This is a genomic window from Paeniglutamicibacter selenitireducens (genome assembly GCF_051550675.1).
GTDB lineage: Bacteria > Actinomycetota > Actinomycetes > Actinomycetales > Micrococcaceae > Paeniglutamicibacter.
This window is the reverse complement of record NZ_JBPULF010000002.1, coordinates 31,766-48,597: the sequence shown is the minus strand read 5'-3', so window position 1 is coordinate 48,597 and position 16,832 is coordinate 31,766. Positions and strand designations below refer to the sequence as shown.

General features: G+C 67.6%; 15 protein-coding genes. 8 read left to right on the top strand and 7 right to left on the bottom strand.

Features of this window, described 5'->3' with window-relative positions; translation table 11 throughout:
* Positions 1-134: 134 nt before the first annotated feature.
* Positions 135-1,304 (bottom strand): AI-2E family transporter, encoded by a 1,170-nt coding sequence (locus ACSYDW_RS03770; protein ID WP_438337374.1) that lies wholly within the window; start codon positions 1,302-1,304, stop codon positions 135-137.
* 418 nt (positions 1,305-1,722) lie between these two features.
* Here ACSYDW_RS03770 and ACSYDW_RS03765 point away from each other — a divergent pair, with 418 nt between their 5' ends.
* Positions 1,723-2,085: an META domain-containing protein gene (locus tag ACSYDW_RS03765; RefSeq protein WP_438337373.1), complete on the top strand. Its 363-nt coding sequence runs from the start codon at positions 1,723-1,725 to the stop codon at positions 2,083-2,085.
* A gap of 218 nt (positions 2,086-2,303) precedes the next feature.
* On the opposite strand, the gene ACSYDW_RS03760 is transcribed toward ACSYDW_RS03765, so the two are convergent.
* The 4 genes from ACSYDW_RS03760 to ACSYDW_RS03745 form a co-directional block, all read right to left on the bottom strand.
* Entirely contained in the window at positions 2,304-3,713 is a 1,410-nt protein-coding gene (locus ACSYDW_RS03760; protein WP_438337372.1) for an NAD-dependent succinate-semialdehyde dehydrogenase, read from the bottom strand.
* A gap of 212 nt (positions 3,714-3,925) precedes the next feature.
* A complete protein-coding gene (locus ACSYDW_RS03755) occupies positions 3,926-4,990 on the bottom strand; it encodes an aldo/keto reductase (protein ID WP_438337936.1) in 1,065 nt (354 codons plus the stop codon).
* A gap of 339 nt (positions 4,991-5,329) precedes the next feature.
* Complete coding sequence (locus ACSYDW_RS03750; protein WP_438337371.1) at positions 5,330-5,464, bottom strand: hypothetical protein; 135 nt, start codon at positions 5,462-5,464, stop codon at positions 5,330-5,332.
* Between the two features lie 259 nt (positions 5,465-5,723).
* Positions 5,724-6,911, bottom strand: a complete 1,188-nt coding sequence (locus tag ACSYDW_RS03745; RefSeq protein ID WP_438337370.1) for an acetyl-CoA C-acyltransferase — start codon at positions 6,909-6,911, stop codon at positions 5,724-5,726.
* 108 nt (positions 6,912-7,019) lie between these two features.
* Here ACSYDW_RS03745 and ACSYDW_RS03740 point away from each other — a divergent pair, with 108 nt between their 5' ends.
* The 7 genes from ACSYDW_RS03740 (at position 7,020) to ACSYDW_RS03710 (ending at position 14,838) form a co-directional block, all read left to right on the top strand.
* Complete coding sequence (locus ACSYDW_RS03740) at positions 7,020-7,760, top strand: alpha/beta fold hydrolase (protein ID WP_438337369.1); 741 nt, start codon at positions 7,020-7,022, stop codon at positions 7,758-7,760.
* Positions 7,761-7,826: 66 nt separating this feature from the next.
* Entirely contained in the window at positions 7,827-8,600 is a 774-nt protein-coding gene (locus ACSYDW_RS03735; RefSeq protein WP_438337368.1) for an ABC transporter ATP-binding protein, read from the top strand.
* The gene (locus tag ACSYDW_RS03730) at positions 8,597-9,331 is read left to right on the top strand and encodes an ABC transporter permease (RefSeq protein ID WP_438337367.1); all 735 of its coding nucleotides are present in this window, start codon (positions 8,597-8,599) and stop codon (positions 9,329-9,331) included. The genes ACSYDW_RS03735 and ACSYDW_RS03730 overlap by 4 nt, the downstream gene beginning before the upstream one ends.
* Before the next feature lie 26 nt (positions 9,332-9,357).
* The gene (gene hrpB, locus ACSYDW_RS03725) at positions 9,358-12,012 is read left to right on the top strand and encodes an ATP-dependent helicase HrpB (protein WP_438337366.1); all 2,655 of its coding nucleotides are present in this window, start codon (positions 9,358-9,360) and stop codon (positions 12,010-12,012) included.
* 84 nt (positions 12,013-12,096) lie between these two features.
* Positions 12,097-12,705 carry an RNA polymerase sigma factor gene (locus ACSYDW_RS03720; RefSeq protein ID WP_438337365.1) on the top strand — a complete coding sequence of 203 codons (609 nt, stop codon included), beginning with the start codon at positions 12,097-12,099 and terminating at the stop codon, positions 12,703-12,705.
* Positions 12,702-13,646, top strand: coding sequence for a CU044_5270 family protein (locus ACSYDW_RS03715; protein ID WP_438337364.1), 945 nt, complete (start codon positions 12,702-12,704; stop codon positions 13,644-13,646). Before ACSYDW_RS03720 ends, ACSYDW_RS03715 begins: the two co-directional genes overlap by 4 nt.
* Before the next feature lie 214 nt (positions 13,647-13,860).
* Positions 13,861-14,838: an intradiol ring-cleavage dioxygenase gene (locus ACSYDW_RS03710; RefSeq protein ID WP_438337363.1), complete on the top strand. Its 978-nt coding sequence runs from the start codon at positions 13,861-13,863 to the stop codon at positions 14,836-14,838.
* Between the two features lie 69 nt (positions 14,839-14,907).
* On the opposite strand, the gene ACSYDW_RS03705 is transcribed toward ACSYDW_RS03710, so the two are convergent.
* The gene (locus ACSYDW_RS03705; protein WP_438337362.1) at positions 14,908-15,429 is read right to left on the bottom strand and encodes an NINE protein; all 522 of its coding nucleotides are present in this window, start codon (positions 15,427-15,429) and stop codon (positions 14,908-14,910) included.
* Between the two features lie 158 nt (positions 15,430-15,587).
* Entirely contained in the window at positions 15,588-16,820 is a 1,233-nt protein-coding gene (locus ACSYDW_RS03700; protein WP_438337361.1) for an acyl-CoA dehydrogenase family protein, read from the bottom strand.
* Between the last annotated feature and the right edge of the window lie 12 nt (positions 16,821-16,832).

Sequence of the window (16,832 nt, the reverse complement as noted above, 5' to 3'; positions counted from 1 at the left end):
CATGCCGCGGGAGTGGAAAAGCCCGCTGACGACGAAGGGTGGTGGATCCACCCATGGATCCACCACCCTTTCACTTTCCGGACTCCCGGCGGCCGCCCAGCGGGCCTTGCCCTCCGGGAGACCGCCGGTTGCGGCTAGCCCGTTTGGGGCTGTTCCGAGGGGTTCAACGGTGTCGCTGCAGTATCGGATCCGGCCACGGCACCCCGGGCTGAAACGGCCTCCGGGGACTGCATGCCGGGTTCGTCTGCGTCGTCCCCGACGGAGGGTTCGCCAGTGTCTTCGGGAGAGTCTGTCGAGCCGTCTCGACCGGCCCAGATCTTGGTGATCGACCACGCCACCGCGGTCAGCGGAACGGCGAGCACTGCACCGACCAGCCCGCCAAGCACGGTTCCTGCGGCCAAGGCCAGCAAGATCACCAGTGCATGGAGGTTCAAGGCATGGGCCATGACCACCGGCTGCAGGAAGTTGCCTTCGAGCTGCTGGATCACGATCACTGCGCCGACCACCACGAGGGCGACAACCGGCCCGTTGGTCACCAGGGCGATCAAGGTGGCGAGGGCCCCCGCGAAGGTGGCACCGACCATGGGAATGAACGAAGCCATGAACGTGACAACACCAAGCGGGATCGCCAGCGGCACTCTCAGGAGCAGCAAGGCGATGGTGATGCAGATGGCATCCACTGCCGCGATGGTTGCGGTGCCGCGCATGTATCCGCCGAGGGTTTCAACGGTTCGCGCGCCGGAATCCTGCCACCTCTTCATCTGGTGGCGGGGCATCCAGGATATGAAGAACGACCAGATCTTGTCCCCGTCCTTGAGGAAGAAGAACAGGATCACCAGAAGCAGCACGAGGCCCGTAAAGAAGTTGCCGGCGGCAGAGAGGCCGTTGAGTGCCCCGGCGCCGAACTGGGAGCTGGTGAGGAAGCCGGCGACCTGCTTGATTGCCTGGTTGATCTGGTCCTGGGAGAAGGTCCAGGGCAGTTGGTTGAGCATGCCTTGGACCTTGTTGAATCCTTCGACGCCCTTGGCAACAAGGGTGGGCCATTCGGCGACCACCGAGTAGACCAGCGCGGTGCCGATTCCGCCCAGCACCAGCAGCGAGCCCAGGAAGACCACCCATGCGGCGAGGAGTGAGGACATGACCTTGCGCAGCATCCGAACCAGCGGCCACAGGGCGCTGGAAATGATCAAGGCGAGCAGCACCGGCAGCGCGATGAGGTTCAGTCGCAGCAGGACGTAGACGGCGGCTGCAACCAGGCACACGATGACGAGGATCTGGACGGCGCGTATGGCCGAACGTCCCAAGCCATCGGTCCACAGGCCGGAGATCGTGTACTGCGGAGGATGTACCTCCGCGATTGCTGCGGACGGCGTCTCGGATGTGTTTAGGCGGGGGCCCACCCTCCGATTGCGCTTCACTGACATAACCTGACTCCTTGCGATGGGCAATGCCACCACTCTATGCAGTAACCCGCGCCCGCGCGTAGTTCGCAATGCGCGCGGCGTTGTGAAATTGCGCCCACTAAAGCACTGTGTGATTCGGGTTTTACCAGTGAAGAAGGGATTGGTGAATGATCCAACGGGGTATTGCAGAATGGATACCGCGCGCCGAATCCAACCATTTCCAAATTGCAAGGCATGGATTCCCGGCAAACGGCACGCGAATCGCATCATCGCAGTTCAGATGCTGTAAATGGCGCTGGGTGCGTCGTAAGCTGGGCAGATGAAGAAGATCGCTTTGGCCGCTGCCATGGGTGCTGCAATGCTCTTGTCCGGCTGTGCCTCCGGAACAGCCGAGGCGCCGGACCCGGTCGGCACCTGGGGCACGGCGGAGGAAGGGAAGCCGCAGCTCGTCCTGGAAGAGGGCGGTACCCTGCACGGCACCGATGGCTGCAACCGCTTGGTCGGCACCTGGTCCGAGGCCGACGGGAAAGTTGTCTTCGGTCCGCTGGCCGGGACGCGGATGTTCTGTGAGGGCGTTGACACGTGGCTCTCGGACGCCAAGTCCGCAAAGGTCGTTTCGGATTCGCTGGAGATCTTTGATGTCAAGGAAGCGACCATCGGTACGCTCAAGCACGCCGGGTAGGCACCGGAACGTTTCCACCGTGCCTGGGACCCGGCGCCGTGGTTGAACGGCTCAGCTGAAATTCACAGCTGAAGACCACCGCTGAACCGGGCCGGTGTTGCCCTGCATCCTTCCTTCAGCGCGGCAGGAACCCGGGGGCCTTGCCCGGGCTTTAAAGATTCTTGGCCGGGTAGTCCCCATATGGGGTCCACCCGGCCAAGGCTCTTGCAGCTACGAGACTAGTCGGCTACGTAGAAGAGGCGCTTGTTGACGAACTCTTCCATGCCCAGCGGGCCGAGTTCGCGGCCGAAGCCCGAGCGCTTGACGCCACCGAAAGGCATGTCGGCGCCTTCGGCAGCCGGGGTGTTGACGTTGGCCATGCCGGTCACCAGACCCGAAGCAACCTTTGCCGCGCGATCCGCGTCGGTGGAGAAGACAGCGCCGCCCAGACCGTACTGGGAGTCGTTGGCCAGCTCGAGTGCTTCCTCGTCGGAGGTCACCTTGTAGACAACGGCAACCGGGCCGAAGAGCTCTTCGGAGTAGGCGCGCATTTCCTTGGTGATGCCCGAAAGGACGGTCGGGGCAAGGAATGCGCCCGGGCCTTCGTGCAGCACGCCGCCGGCGTGCAGGGTTGCGCCCTTGTCGACGGCGTCCTGGACCTGTGCGGCCAGGGCTTCTGCTGCACCGCGGGTGGACAGCGGGGCGAAGGTGCCCTCTGCCTCTTCCGCCGGATCGCCCGGGACGAGGCCGGTGGCGAGCTTGGTCAGTTCGCCCACGAAGTCATCGAAGATGTCTTCCATGACGATCATGCGCTTGTTGGAGTTGCAGGCCTGGCCGGTGTTCTCCATGCGGGTGCCCCACGCGGTTGCTGCATCCTGCGCGATGTCTGCCGAGTCGAGGATCACGTACGGGTCCGAGCCGCCCAGTTCGAGGACGGCCTTCTTCAGGTTGCGTCCGGCCTGTTCGCCGATGATCGCGCCGGCACGCTCGGAACCGGTCAGTGAGACACCCTGGATGCGGTCGTCGGCAATGATCGTGGAGATCTGCTCGTGGCTTGCGAAGACGTTGTTGTAAACGCCTGCCGGAACGCCTGCGTCATCCATGATCTTCTGGATGGCGAGGGCCGAACGCGGGCAGGTTTCGGCGTGCTTGAGAACGATGGTGTTGCCGAGCATCAGGTTCGGCGCCGCGAAGCGTGCAACCTGGTAGTACGGGTAGTTCCAGGGCATGATGCCCAGCAGCGGACCGACCGGGAGACGCTCGATAACGGCCTTGCCGCCGCCGATGGTCTTGATTTCCTGGTTCGCGGCAAGGGTCGGGCCCTCGGTGGCGAAGTACTCGAAGATGTCCTTGCAGAATTCTGCTTCACCCTTGGACTGCGAGAGCGGCTTGCCCATTTCCTCGGTGATGATGGCAGCAAGTTCGTCGGCTCGTTCTGCGAAGAGTTCACCCACGCGTGCGACGATCTTGGCGCGCTCGTTGATGTCGACGTTCTTCCAGGACTGGAAGCCGGACTCTGCCGCTGCGAGAGCGTCCTGGATCTCGGCATCGGTTGCGGTTGCGAATTCTTCAACCACGGCACCGGTGGCGGGGTTGAGAACTCGGTAGCCTGGGGCTGTCGTCGTCTGGGCGTTGGCGGTCACTGCCATGCTCCTTCTGTAGTCACTGGGCGGCGGAATTCCTGGTCGCTCGCCACGTACGGTTCTATCATGTCTTGAAAACCGCGATTTGTGAACCCCATCACGGGTCACATACGAGCATATCCGCAGTCACAGAATTCGCCTACTTCGGTATCCGTTGTTAAGGACTCAAAACCCTACGAAATACGCGATTCGTAGGGTTTTGAGTGGTCACGCAGGATTTAGCTGGTGGCTGCAGTTCGCCAGTGGTCGATCCCCGCCTCGCCCAGAGTGATCCTGTCGATCAGGTCCAGCTCCTCGGCGGTGAATGCCGTGTTCCCCAAGGCGCCCAGATTTTCGTCGAGTTGGGTGGTGGAGGAGGCTCCCATCAGGACGGAGGTCACGCCGCCGTCGCGCAGCAGCCAGGCGATGGCCATCTGGGCCAGGGACTGTCCGCGCTCGGAGGCAACGCGTGCCAGGTTGCGGATCTTTTCCAGGTTTTCCGGCGTGAGGTGTCCCTGGACCGAGTTGCGTCCGCCCGCCGGGACGGCGTTTTCATCGGTGAGGTACTTGTTCGTCAGCAGGCCCTGTGCCAGCGGGGTGAACGCGATCGAACCCATGCCGTGTTCCTCGAGAGTGCCGAGCAGCCCGTCCTCGACCCAGCGGTTGAGCATGGAGTAGGACGGCTGGTGGATGACCAGCGGGGTTCCCATGTCCTTGGCGACGCGGGCCGCTTCGGCGGTGCGTTCCGGGGAGTAGGAAGAGATGCCGACGTAGAGGGCCTTGCCCTGACGTACCAGCGTGTCGAGGGCCCCGATGGTTTCCTCGATCGGCGTTTCCGGGTCCGGGCGGTGCGAGTAGAAGATGTCCACGTAGTCCAGGCCCATGCGCGCCAGCGACTCGTCGGCCGAGGACAGGATGTACTTGCGCGATCCCAGGTTCCCGTAGGGTCCGGGCCACATGTCCCAGCCGGCCTTCGAGGAAATGACGAGTTCGTTGCGGTAGGCCTTGAAGTCCCCGCGCATCATGCGGCCGAAGTTCTCCTCGGCCGACCCGTACGGCGGACCGTAGTTGTTGGCCAGGTCGAAGTGGATGATGCCGTTGTCAAAGGCGTGGCGCAACACCTCGCGCTGGGTGTCGAAGGGGCGGTTGTCGCCGAAATTCCACCACAGGCCGAGGCTGATCGGCGGCAGGACGAGGCCGGAGTTTCCCGCCCGGCGGTAGCCGGTCGATGCGTAGCGGTCCGCCGCGGCAACGTACGGCTGGTGGGTTTCGGGAACGGGGGAGTAGCGGAGCTCTTCGGCCATGGTGGGGGTGTTCTCCTGCATCTAGCGATCATGAGGGGCATTTTGCCCTCGTCCATTCTTGTCGCCCCTGCTCGCGGCGTCCACATCAAAACGGCAGTTTGTGCTAAATCGTGTGTTAACTTGTTCGATCGTGACAGTTTGGCCTGGGTGCGTTCAGGCGGCGCACCCACGGTAAGCCGGGCGGTGCGGCGTTAAAAGTGAAGAACCGGCCGTGACGGCTAAGGAGGTAAAACTCCGCCGCGACCGGTTCTTCTGATCACTCGCACCTTGAGAAGGTAGCTTCAGCCTATTTTGCAAATCTGTGTGGTGGCTGAGTATTCCTTGGCAGAATGCAAAGAACTAATAGTTCGAGGGTGGGTCCGATGCCGGGAAGGATTCGTCTTCCCATTCCTCCACCAGGGCCTCGTCGTGCTCGCTGGCGTGGTGCTCAGGCTCTTCCTCGGCTTCGACGTCGTCGATTGGTTCTTCACTCATCACACGCGCTCCTTGGTCTGTAGTGCGAGGTGGCCTTCGATTCGGAAGGATCCGCCAGCTCCAGTCTGGTCCCACCGGGTGGCAATGTCGAGGGCGGGGCCCCGGGGCTTAAAAGGTTGAGCACCGGCCGGAAAGGTTTGGGGGAATAAACCTGAAATCCAACCGGTGCTCTCATCACTCGCACCTTCATGAGGTAGTTACAACTCTAGGAAACCAAGCTATGCATTCGCTGTATAAGCCCCGACAGCCGCGTGTGAAATCATGCGCGCAGGATCAAGGCGTCGCCTTGCCCACCGCCGCCGCAGAGTGCCACCACACCGACGCCCTCTCCGCGTCGGGCCAATTCCATGGCCTGGTGCAGCACCAGCCGGGCGCCGGATGCGCCGACAGGGTGACCCAGTGCGATGGCCCCGCCTTCGCGATTGATGGCTGCGGGGTCGAGTCCCAGGTCCCGGGCCGACTGCAGCACTACCGAGGCAAAGGCCTCGTTGACCTCGATAAGGTCCAGGTCCGCCGCGGTCAGCCCCTCCTTGGCCAGCGCCGCACGGATCGAATCGCTCGGCTGCGAGTGCAGGGAACCATCGGGCCCGGCAGTCTGCCCGTGGGCCCCGATCTCGCACAGCCACCCCAAGCCAGCCCGGCGGGCGGCACCTTTTGAGGCAACGACAAGTGCAGCCGCCCCGTCGGAGAGCGGCGAGGAGGAACCGGCCGTGATCGTCGCGGCGGGATCCTTGGAGAACGCCGGGCGCAGTGCGGCGAGCTGCTCCACCGTGGTGTCCGGCCTGATTCCCTCGTCGCGGGAGACCACCAGGTCGGCACCGCGGCGCTGCGGAACGGCGATCGGGGCGATCTCCGCAGCCAGCGTTTCGGAGGCAGCTGCAGCGCGCTGGTGGGATGCCGCGGCAAAGGCGTCCTGCTCGGCCCGCGGGATGCCACGCTCGATGTTGCCGCGGTCGGTGGCCGAACCCATGAGCTCGCCGGAGAACGGGTCGGCGAGCCCGTCGTGGTTCAGCGAGTCCTCCATGCCGCGGTCGCCGATGGCCAGGCCCGAGCGCATTCCGCGCACCAGGTGCGGGGCGTTGGACATGGATTCCTGGCCGGCTGCGACGATGAAGTCCGCCTCGCCGCATCGGATCATGCGGGCCGCGTCGATCACCGCGGTCAGGCCCGAGAGGCAGAGCTTGTTCACCGTCACCGTCGGGACGTTCCACCCGATGCCGGCCTTGATGGCTGCCTGGCGGGCCGGCCCCTGGCCGGCGCCGGCGAGGATGACCTGGCCGACGATCACGTGGCCGATGCCCGAGGCAGGCACGCCGCTGCGTTCGAGCGCCGCGGCGATGGCGTGGGCGCCCAGGTCGTTGACCGGCACCGAGGACAGCGCACCGCGGAACTTCCCGAAGGGGGTGCGCGCCCCGGCAATGATCACGGGGGTCAGGTCGTCATTCATCACAGCTGTCCTTGTCTCGGGGAGGAGCGTCGTTGCCATAAGCTCGAGGGCATGCCCCATGCAGTAAATCCGGTTGATGCCCACACTATCCATTTCGATGCGAGCGACGTGCAAGCCCCGCCGGTGCTGTTGCTGCACGGCTCGGCGCTCTCGCGATCGATCTGGCGGGGACTTGGCTACGTGAGGGCACTGGAACCGGAATTCTCCACCGTCCGCATGGACCTGCGCGGGCACGGACGCTCCGGCAAGCCGCACGAGGCGTCGGCCTACTCCATGGATGCGATGCTCGGCGACGTGGAGGCCGTCCTCGAGGCAACCGGCCACGGGTCCGTGCACATCGTGGGCTACTCGTTCGGGGCCCGTGTGGGTCTTGCCCTGGCGGCACGGTCCCCGCACCGAGTGCGATCCCTGGCGATGCTCGGGGGAACCCACGCGATCGAGGCCGGGCAGCTGGCAGCGCTCTTCTTCGACGGGTACCTGGAGGCGCTCAAGGCCGGGGACATGGACGGCTTCATCGCGGGCATGGAAGCCGGCGGGGGAAAGCTGGACCCGGCCACCCGGCTGGCCTTTGCCTCAAACGACCCCCTGGCGCTCGCGGCCTACTTCGAGGCCACCGAAGCCGGCCCGGGCATCAGCGAGATGCTGCTGCAGCAGATCCATACCCCCACGCTGCTGATGACTGGTACGCGGGACTCGCCGCGCATCGAACACTCGCGCACCATGGCGTCCCTGATGCCCGATACACGGCTCGTCGAGCTACCCGGGCGCACCCATGGCGGAACCCTGTTCCCGACCGAACCGATCCTGGACTGGCTGCTGCCCTTCCTGCGCCGGCACGAAGGGTCCTGAAACCCGTCCACCCGGGGCCGGCAACTGCCACTTGACCGGCGGTGACCCAGGGTCGAGACTCAACCCATGGATGCACAGGCAGCGGTGTCGATCACCGGTTTGAGCGTGACGCGCGGGAAAAGGCCCGTGCTGCGGGACCTCGACCTGGAGGTCCCGCGCGGGGAAGTGGTGGGGCTGCTGGGCCCGAGCGGCTGCGGGAAGTCCACGCTGCTGCGCTCGATCGTCGGCACCCAGGTCATCGACGGCGGCCGGGTCCGGGTGCTCGGGGACACAGCGGGGTCGGCGGGGCTGCGGCACCGGGTCGGGTACATGACCCAGGATGCGGCGGTGTACGACGACCTGCCGGTGGCGGCGAACCTGCGCTACTTTGCCCGGGTCGTCGGTGCCGGCAACGACATGGTGCAACGCGTCATCGAACGCACCGACCTGGGTTCCGTGGCCCGCTCGATGGCGGGGGAGCTTTCCGGCGGGCAGCGCAGCCGGCTGTCGCTGGCAATTGCGCTGCTCGGGGAGCCCGAGTTGCTGGTGCTTGACGAGCCGACCGTCGGCCTGGATCCGGTGCTGCGCGTGGAATTGTGGGGGCTCTTCGCCGAGCTGGCGGCATCCGGCGCGACGCTGCTGGTCTCCAGCCACGTGATGGACGAGGCGACGCGCTGCGATTCGCTGGTGCTGATGCGCGAAGGGCGGATCATCGCCCGGGACACTCCGGCGGGCCTGCTGGCACGCACCGGGACGGCCACCGCCGAGGACGCGTTCCTGGCGCTGATCAAGGCCGACGGCACGGCCGGAAGGGACGCAGCGGGACAGGGCAGGCACCGGGCGACGGGGGAGGGGCAGTGAAGCCGGCCCGGGTCCTGGCCACGGCCGGGCGGGTGCTGGCCCAGGTCCGCCACGACCACCGCACGCTGGCCCTGCTCCTGCTGGTGCCCGCGCTGCTGATCGGGCTGGTGGCCTGGATCTTCACCGACACCCCGGTGTTCGGGACGATCGGCCCGGCGATGATCGCGCTCTTCCCCTTCATCGTGATGTTCCTCGTGGCAAGCATCGCCACGCTGCGCGAGCGGCGCAGCGGCACCCTGGAGCGGCTGCTCTCGCTGCCGCTGGGCAAGGCCGAATTCATCCTGGGGTACGCGCTCGCCTTCGGGCTGCTGGCGCTGCTTCAAACGGGCATCGCCGTGGGGTTCGCGGTGTGGGTCTGCGGGCTGGAGGTCTCCGGCGCACCGTCGCTGCTCTTCGCCGTGGCCCTGGCCGACGCACTGCTGGGCACCTCGTTGGGGTTGCTGGCCAGCGCCTTCGCGCGCAGCGAGTTCCAGGTGGTGCAGTTCATGCCGGCGTTCGTCTTCCCGCAGATCCTGCTGGGCGGGATCTTCCTGCCGCGTGAGGAACTGCCCGCGGCGCTGGAAGCGATCGGCGACTGGCTTCCGCTGAGCCACGCGATCGACGCGCTGACCGCTGTGGCCCGCGGCGACCAGGACGCGGGGTACATCTGGCTGCGGCTCGGGTTCATTGCCGCCTGGATCGCCGTGGCCATCGCGCTGGGCTCGGTGACGCTGCGCCGCCGGACCCCCTGAAGGGGGCACCGGGGATAATGGTGCGGGTGAATGGGCAGCAGACGGCGGGCAACCGCGCAGGAACCGGCACCGGCATCGACTTCGACCTGGGGGCGATCGGCCGCGGCCTGGTCTTCGCGCACTCGCTGCCCGGGCTGGCCCGGGTGCTGGAGGACGGGGGGCCCGCGGGGACGGCCGTCATCCAGGCGCCGCCGGGCACCGGCAAGACCACGCTGGTGCCGCCGCTGGTGGCTAACCTGGTGCTGCGGCACGCCGCCGGCGAGGGCCGCGGCCGCGTGCTTGTCACCCAGCCACGCCGGGTCGCCGCACGCTCCGCGGCACGGCGGCTGGCCTCGCTGGACGGCACCCCGCTGGGAACCCGCGTCGGGTTCAGCGTGCGCGGGGAACGCCAGGCGGGGGAAGACACGCTCGTGGAATTCGTGACCCCCGGCATCCTGCTGCGGCGGCTGCTGGCCGATCCCGGGTTGGAGGGAATCGATGCCGTGGTCATCGACGAGGTGCACGAACGCGGCCTGGAAACCGACCTGCTGGTGGGAATGCTGCGCGAGGTCCACGAACTGCGCGGGGACCTGATGCTGCTGGCCATGTCCGCGACCCTCGACGCCCCGCGCTTCGCCGCGCTGATTGGCGACGCCGCCGGCGAGGGCCCGGCCGCGGTGGTCGACTGCCCCTCCGCGCTGCACCCGCTCACCGTGGACTGGGCTCCGGGCATCGGCCCACGGCTGACCGACCGCGGGGTCTCCCGCACCTTCCTCGCCCACGTCGCGGCCACCGCGGCGCGCGCCCACGCCGACGCACTGGACCGCGATGCCGGGATCGACGCCCTGGTCTTCCTGCCCGGCGCCTGGGAGGTCGCCGAGGTTGCCGCGCAACTGCGCACCCTGGCCCCGGGCACCGAGGTGCTGGAACTGCACGGGCAAATCCCGCCCGCCCTTCAGGACCGCGCGGTCTCCGGGCGCGAGGCCGGTGAGGCCCCGCGCATCGTGGTCTCCACCGCGCTGGCCGAATCCTCGCTGACGGTGCCCGGCGTCAGGCTGGTCGTGGACTCCGGGCTGGCCCGCGAACCGCGGCGGGACGCCGTCCGCGGCATGAGCGGGCTTGTCACCGTCTCCGCGTCGAGGGCCTCCTGCGTGCAGCGTGCCGGACGCGCCGCCCGCCAGGGGCCCGGAACCGTGGTGCGCTGCTTCGAGGAAAAGAGCTTCGCCGCCGCCCCGGCGCACCCGCGGGCAGAGATCACCGTCGCCGACCTGGCCAACGCGGCCCTGGTGCTTGCCTGCTGGGGAGCACCGGGCGGGGAGGGTCTCCAGCTGCCGGAGGCGCCGCCGGCCGCCAGCCTTGCCGACGCACTCACGGTGCTGGGCCAGCTGGGCGCCATCGACCAGGCAGGGCACGCCACGGCGCTGGGCCGCAGGCTTGCCTCCATCCCGGCGGACCCGCGGCTCGGGCGTGCGCTGCTGGACGGCGCCCCGCTGGCCGGTTCCGCCCGGGTCGCCGAGGTGGTTGCGATGCTCGCCGGCGACTACCGGGCGCAGGCCGCGGACCTCGGGGAACTGCTCACCGCCCTGAAACGCGGCACCCACCCGCAAGCCAAGGCCTGGAAGCAGGAAGCTGCACGGCTGCAGCGGCTGGCCGACCGCGCCGGGGGCACCGGGAGCACGGGTGCGCCGGTGGCGGGAGAGGACGCCACAGGGCTCGTGGTGGCACTCGCCCACCCCGCCCAGGTGGCCCGACGCGTGCCGGGCGCCTCGGGCACCACCTACCTGCTGGCGTCGGGAACCCGCGCCGGGTTGCCGGCTGGAAGCGCGCTGGCGCACCACGAATGGCTGGCCGTCGCGGAGGTCGCCCGGGCGGCAGGGCGCGACGCCGCGGGCACCGGCGCGCTCATCCGCGCCGCGGCGCCGCTGGACGCGGACACCGCAGCCCGGGCCGCCTCCCACCTGCTCGGGGAGGAAACCCGCACGCGCTTCGCCGCAGGGAAGCTTGGCGCCCGCCGGGTGCGCACCCTGGGCGCCATCGAACTGGAGAACACGCCCGTGACACCCACCCGCGAACAGGGCAGGGACGCGGTGCTGGCGGCCCTGCGCGAGAACGGGCTCGGCATGCTCACCTTCTCCTCCTCCGCCGACGCCCTGCGCCGACGGCTGGCACTGGTGCACCGCGAACTGGGCGACCCCTGGCCGGCCATGGACGACGAATCCCTGATCGCGAACGCCGCCGACTGGCTCGCGCCGGAGCTGGAAGCGCTCGCCGGCGGCAAGCCCGCCTCCGCACTGGACCTCACCGATGCGCTGCGCCGCCTGCTGCCCTGGCCCGAGGCCTCCAAGCTCGGCGAGCTGGCCCCCGAGCACCTCGCGGTGCCGAGCGGGTCGAACATCCGCATCGAGTACCCGCCGGTCGATGATCCCGCTTCCAGGCCCGTGGTGTCGGTGAAGCTGCAGGAGTGCTTCGGCCTGGCCGACACCCCGCGGCTGGTGAAAGGCCGCGTCCCCGTGCTCTTCCACCTGCTCTCCCCGGCACGGCGCCCGCTGGCCGTCACCGACGACCTGGCGTCGTTCTGGTCCGGCCCCTACTCCCAGGTGCGTGCCGAGAACCGCGGCCGCTACCCCAAGCACCCGTGGCCCGAGGACCCGTGGACAGCCCCGGCCACCCGGCACGTCAAGCGCCGCATGGGGGAGCCATAGCGCACTGACTGCGGCGGTCCCTCGGTTTTGTGGAAAACGCGTCCGGAAAATGGAACCTTTGCGGTTGAGCGGACATTAATGGGTATGAGCTGGGAAATTGACGCTTCCGACGAGGAGCTTTGGCGCATGGTGGCCACCGGCGACGGCGACGCCTTCGGCGTTCTTTTTGACAGGCACCGGAAGCGGGTTCTTGGACACGCTTTGCGCATCGTCGCTTCGGCGCACGTTGCCGAGGACGTTGTAGCCATGGTCTTCTACGAGGCTTGGCGACGCCGCGCGGATGTCCGCGTTGTCAATGGTTCGATGGCTCCGTGGCTGTTGGTTGTCGCCAACAATACGATCCGAAACCAGACACGTCAGCAGCGCAGGTACCGTGCCCTACTCAGCCGGCTACCGCCGCCGGACGATTCAACTGACATCGCCGAGGACTTCCTGGAGGCGGCCCAGCGCGACATCGAGTCGACCTCGTTGCGCAACGCCTTCACGCAACTCAAACCACTGGACCGGGACGTCCTGACGCTCTGCGTCGTGGAAGAGTTCAGCACCAGAGACGCTGCGGCGGCTCTGGGCATTGCTGAAGGCACCGTGAAATCGAGGCTGCACCGAGCCAAAACCAGGCTCGGAAACCTATACCAACAGACCAGCAACACTTGCGAGCCTATGGCCGCGCTGCCAGGAAGGAACGCACGATGAATACGAACGAGTTCCAAACGGACAGGACCAAGGCTCTTCGCCGCCAACTGGTCGAGATGCCAGTGGCCCACGAAGCCGCAAGGTTCTTGCGCAAGAAGAACCACGGAGAAGTCGGCAGCGGTAAACCGAAGCGTCCTCACCGAAGGGGCAAGGTGGTCTTCGCCCTGGCTGCCGTAGGTGTAGGGCTCATGGTGCTTGGCCAAATCAACGTCACCGCGCAAAGCGCGCAGGCAGCGGGACTGCTGCGCGCCACGGCGGAACAAGCCAAGAAGTTCATAGACCCTGTTCCGGGCCCCAGCCAATACTTGCTGGTGAGCACGCACGCGAATTGGATGGTTTCGGGGGAAGGCTTCGACTCATACATGGAACAACAAATGATCGATGTCTATGTTCCGGCCGAGGCGAAGAAGGATTGGGTGCTGGACCGCGACTGGGGAGGCCAGCAAGCGCGGGAAATCATCCATGCCGCGGACGGAAGATTCTATGGGTCCGCATGGGTTTCCCAAGAGTTCCCGGATCTGGATACCCTGCCACGAGACGGAGAGGCGCTCTACAAACTCATCGACGACAGCTATACCGGTGGCTCGGCGTCCCGCGCAGAGGACAATTTCGTCCGCATCACCGACCTCTTGCGGTCGGGGTTGGTCCCGGCCGACCTTCGCGCTGGCCTCTACGAGGCACTGGCATTGGTTCCGGGCGTGACCAGCCAAGAGAACCAGAAGAACTTTGACGGAAAGTCAGGAACGGCCATCGGCCGAACGGAGCTGTTGCGCGGGGGTGAGCGCGCGGAAATCATTATCGACCCTAACACCGGGCTTGTAATCGGTGAACGGAGCATCGCGACGATCGCGGCCTTCGGATTCGGCCTCAACGAGGTCACCGGCCACACGGCAATCGACTACAAGATCGTCGACTCGGCGCCTGCGGCAACTTCCAAGTAGACTTCGCCTCGTCCCGCCCGGGTACCGCAATGGCCTGGCGCTTCTTGCCTGTTGGGAACTGGGTCGTACCGGCCACCCCGAACAACAATCGAAGCGCGGACGACGCATAGCAGGCGCCGGGGCATGTCACAGCCGCGCCATAGACACCGTCAGTAGCGTGGGGATCCGACGAGAACCTGCTCCGCCGGAGCAACGAAGAAACGAGGACCCCACCATGGAACCGATCCAAGGCCACGACCCCTCGGGTGCCGCGCACCCGCGTTTCGAGGGACGGGTGCTGCCGCGGCCGAAGGAGGACCTGGAAGACCAGGGGCTCGGCTTCGACGTCCAGACGTTGCTGGGGCGCCGGAGCGCGCTCAAGGCCTTCGGTGCCGGGGCGCTCGCCCTCGGGCTGGCGGCATGCTCGGCGACAGGCAAGACCGCGGCGTCCTCGGGCACCGCGGGCACCTCCGCCGGGGAGATCCCCGACGAGACCGCCGGACCCTACCCGGGCGACGGGTCCAACGGGCCGGACGTGCTGGAACAGAGCGGGATCGTGCGCAGCGACATCCGCTCCAGCTTCGGAGACTCGACAACCACGGCGCAGGGCGTGCCCATGACCCTCGAGCTGAACATCAAGGACCTGGCCAACGGCGGGGCCGCGTTCGCCGGGGTGGCTGTGTACGTGTGGCATTGCGACCGCGAGGGCAACTACTCCATGTACTCCCCGGCCGTGGAGCAGGAGAACTACCTGCGCGGCGTGCAGATCGCCGACGCCGCGGGAACCGTGCGCTACACCAGCATCTTCCCCGCCTGCTACACGGGCCGATGGCCGCACATCCATTTCGAGGTGTACCCGGACGAGGCCTCGATCACCGACGTCTCCAAGGCGATCGCCACCTCGCAGGTGGCCCTGCCACAGGACGTTTCCGAGGCGGTCTTCGCCACCGACGGCTATTCGGCGTCTGTCGCGAACATGGCCCGGCTGTCGCTGGCCACCGACAACGTCTTCGGCGACGACGCCGGCGCCAGCCAGCTCGCCACAGTCACCGGGAGCGTCTCGCAGGGATACAAGGTGGTGCTCGACGTCGGGGTGGACACCCGCACCACGCCGAGCGGCGGGTCGATGCCCGGCGGAGGCGGACCTGGCGGCGGGAACGGCGGTGGCCCCGGTGGCACCCCGCCATCGGCTCCTCCGGGAGCCAACAGCTAGTCGGGGTGCCCCGGGGCGGGAGCGCCGTCCCGTGTCCCGGATGCGCGCCGGCACCCGGGAGGACCGGTGCTATTCCTTGAGCGGAACGCCGCGGGCGTCGGTGCGGAACGTGGAAGACCCCGCGATGATCATGATGCCTTCGATCAGGCCCCAGAGTCCGCCGATGCCGCCGGTCAACACAGTGACAACGATCTGCAGGATGCCGATGGCGGTGTAGCCAAGGTAGAAGCGGTGGACGCCCAACCCGCCGAGCAGGATCCCGAACAGCCCGGCGGCCACCCGCGACTTCGGCACGGCTCCCGGGTATCCGTACGGCTGCTGCCCGTATTGCTGCGGGTAGCCCGGCTGGCCATGCTGTTGCGTGTAGGGCTGTTGCTGCATCGGGGGCTGCTGGGCCTGCGGCCAACCCTGCTGTCCGGGCTGCTGCTGGTACGGGTTGCCGGCCGGCTGCTGGTACGCCGGGTAGGGCTGCTGCTGCATGTGGGGCTGCTGGCCCGGCTGCTGTTGGGGTGGGTTCACCGGCTTCTGCAAGTACGGGTTGGCTGGTTGCTGCGGATTCGAATCCGGCTGCTCGGGGACGGTATCACTCATGGGGGGCTCCTGGGTTGTGCGGTGTCACAGCCATTGTATGTACTGGCTGCGCCGGCGCGGCGCAGGGCACGCACGGGGAACGGGCACGTCAAACGGACGCCGCCCGTGCCCCGGGGTGGGGCGCACGGGCGGTGCCGGACGGGAAGCGGATCCGCGGCCTAGGCGAAGGCGGAGATCCCGGTGATGGAGCGGCCGATGATCAGCGCCTGCACCGTCTCGGTGCCCTCGTAGGTGTGGATCGCCTCGATGTCGGCGATGTGCCGGGCCACGCGGTTCTTGAGCAGGATGCCGTTGCCGCCGAGCAGGTCGCGGGCGTTGGAGGCGATGGCGCGGGCGATGCGCGTGCAGGTGAACTTCGCCAGCGAGGCCTGCACCGGGCTCAGCGTCCCGGCCTCCTCGCGGCGGGTGGCCTGCATGACCGTCAACTGCATGGTGGCCAACTCCGAGTGCATGCGGGTCAGGCGTTCCTGGACGATCTGGCTGGCGGCCAGCGGGCGCCCGAACTGGATGCGCTGGGCGGCGTACTGCACGGCGGTCTCGTAGCAGGCGGTGGCGTGGCCGACGGCGGACCAGGCGACGCCCAGCCGCGTCGCGAAGAGCACCCCGGCGGTGTCCTTGAAGCTGTTGGCGCCGGGCAGCACGTGGGAGTCGGGGACAAACACGTTCTCCAGGCGGATGTGCGCCTGCCAGATGGCGCGCAGGGACAGCTTGCCCTCGATGGTGGTGCCGGTGTAGCCCTCCCATTCCTGCTGGACGATGAAGCCGCGCACGCTTCCCTGCTCGTCGCGGGCCCACACGACCGTGATGCCGCCGACCGAGCCGTTGCCGATCCACTTCTTCTCCCCGTTGAGCACGTAGCCGCCGGAAACGCGCACCGCGCTGGTTTCCAGCGAGACTGAATCCGAGCCGTGCGTCGGCTCGGTCAGCGCGAACGCGCCGAGCACCTCGGCCGTGGCAAGCTTCGGCGCCCAGTCGGCGATCTGCCCGGGGGAGCCGCAGTCAATGATCGAGCGCAGAGCCAGGCCGGACTGCACGGCGGCAATGGTGCCCACCGAGCCGTCGGCGCGGGAGAGTTCCATGTTCACCAGCCCGGCGGCGAGCACGCTCATCTCCGGGTAGCCCTCGACGGCCAGGCCGTCGCGCAGCAGGTCCAGTTCGCCCATCCGGGTGGCAAGACCCAGCGGGTATTCGGCCCTGTCCCAGTGGCCGTCGATGACCGGGCGGACCTCCTGGAGGCCGAACGCCCGGGCGCGGTCCCAGTAGGCGCGGTCGGCGTCCGGCACGTCCTCGAAGACGCCCGCGGGGTCGACGTCGACCTCGCCCCAGAGCTCGTAGTCCGGTTCGACGACGCCGGTGGGGAACTCCGCGGTGGGGGTGGTTTCGATGCTCATGAGCCGGGTCCG

Coding starts and splice junctions, on each gene's coding strand:
- ACSYDW_RS03700 (WP_438337361.1), bottom strand. CDS start 16,820: ATGAGCATCGAAACCACCCCCACCGCGGAGTTCCCCACCGGCGTCGTC.
- ACSYDW_RS03750 (WP_438337371.1), bottom strand. CDS start 5,464: ATGAGTGAAGAACCAATCGACGACGTCGAAGCCGAGGAAGAGCCTGAG.
- ACSYDW_RS03755 (WP_438337936.1), bottom strand. CDS start 4,990: ATGGCCGAAGAGCTCCGCTACTCCCCCGTTCCCGAAACCCACCAGCCG.
- ACSYDW_RS03710 (WP_438337363.1), top strand. CDS start 13,861: ATGGAACCGATCCAAGGCCACGACCCCTCGGGTGCCGCGCACCCGCGT.
- ACSYDW_RS03765 (WP_438337373.1), top strand. CDS start 1,723: ATGAAGAAGATCGCTTTGGCCGCTGCCATGGGTGCTGCAATGCTCTTG.
- ACSYDW_RS03760 (WP_438337372.1), bottom strand. CDS start 3,713: ATGGCAGTGACCGCCAACGCCCAGACGACGACAGCCCCAGGCTACCGA.
- ACSYDW_RS03705 (WP_438337362.1), bottom strand. CDS start 15,429: ATGAGTGATACCGTCCCCGAGCAGCCGGATTCGAATCCGCAGCAACCA.
- ACSYDW_RS03735 (WP_438337368.1), top strand. CDS start 7,827: ATGGATGCACAGGCAGCGGTGTCGATCACCGGTTTGAGCGTGACGCGC.
- ACSYDW_RS03715 (WP_438337364.1), top strand. CDS start 12,702: ATGAATACGAACGAGTTCCAAACGGACAGGACCAAGGCTCTTCGCCGC.
- ACSYDW_RS03745 (WP_438337370.1), bottom strand. CDS start 6,911: ATGAATGACGACCTGACCCCCGTGATCATTGCCGGGGCGCGCACCCCC.
- ACSYDW_RS03720 (WP_438337365.1), top strand. CDS start 12,097: ATGAGCTGGGAAATTGACGCTTCCGACGAGGAGCTTTGGCGCATGGTG.